Annotated in this window: 2 protein-coding genes; both read left to right on the top strand. The window is 51.7% G+C overall.

What is annotated here, in order from left to right; all coding sequences use genetic code 11:
- A partial coding sequence (locus EAE93_RS23890; RefSeq protein WP_214040724.1) for a hypothetical protein occupies nt 1-253 on the top strand: 253 nt, incomplete at its 5' end.
- Nucleotides 254-262: 9 nt separating this feature from the next.
- A partial coding sequence (locus tag EAE93_RS23885) for an RNA-guided endonuclease InsQ/TnpB family protein (RefSeq protein ID WP_214040723.1) occupies nt 263-953 on the top strand: 691 nt, incomplete at its 3' end.

Genomic DNA, 953 nt, shown 5'->3' with positions numbered 1-953 from the left:
AGCGGTGGCTCTGATATTAGGGATTATTTTTAGCCTGTTATCCATACAAATAACAGGCTGCCCAAAGTCAGTGATTGAATTTAACTTGATGCTTGAAAAAGTGACCTTAACCTTTTGCGACACCCTCAATGCGGGCGGTGATATAAGGCGAAAAGCCCGCAGGGCTTTCAGGTTATTAACCATCACGTTCACTGCCAGCCCGTGGGGGACACGGCCAAAAAAAGCGGTTAAAATACATCAACTATCCCGATGAGCGCTGATGATGTTAAGAGCCACCAAAGTCCGCATTTACCCGACACCCGAACAGGCTGATTATCTCAATGCTCAGTTCGGTGCGGTCCGTTTCGCGTACAACAAGGCGCTCCACATTAAGAAGCACGCTTATCAACGCCACGGGGTGAACCTCAGCCCGCGTAAAGACCTCAAGCCCTTACTGTCAACGGCGAAAAAATCCCGCCGGTATGCCTGGCTCAAAGCGTATGACGCCATCGCCTTGCAGCAGGCGGTGATTAACCTCGATATGGCGTTTTCCCACTTTTTTAATCCGAAGCTGAAAGCGCGCTTCCCGACATTCAAACGCAAGCATGGCAGGCTGTCCAGCTATCATTGTGTCGGGGTGAAGGTGCTGGACGGGGCAATAAAAATACCCAAGTTATCGCCGATAGAAGCCCGCCTGCACCGTGAAATGACCGGAGAGGTGAAAAGCATGACCCTGAGCCGTTCAGCCACCGGTAAATACTACGCCTCGATACTCTGTGATGACGGCCTGGCCGCGCCCGCGAAGCCCGCTTTGATAACCCAGATGACAGGTTTGGATATGGGATTATCTCACTACGCTGTCAAATCCAGCGGAGATAAGATGGCCAATCCCCGTCATCTTATCAATGCCGGCCGTAATCTGAGGCGTAAACAGAAGGCCCTCTCCCGGAAACAAAAAGGCAGCGCCAACCGTC

It is taken from the genome of Photorhabdus akhurstii (assembly GCF_018448925.1).
Taxonomy (GTDB): domain Bacteria; phylum Pseudomonadota; class Gammaproteobacteria; order Enterobacterales; family Enterobacteriaceae; genus Photorhabdus; species Photorhabdus akhurstii.
This window is presented reverse-complemented; position numbering and strand designations above follow the sequence as displayed.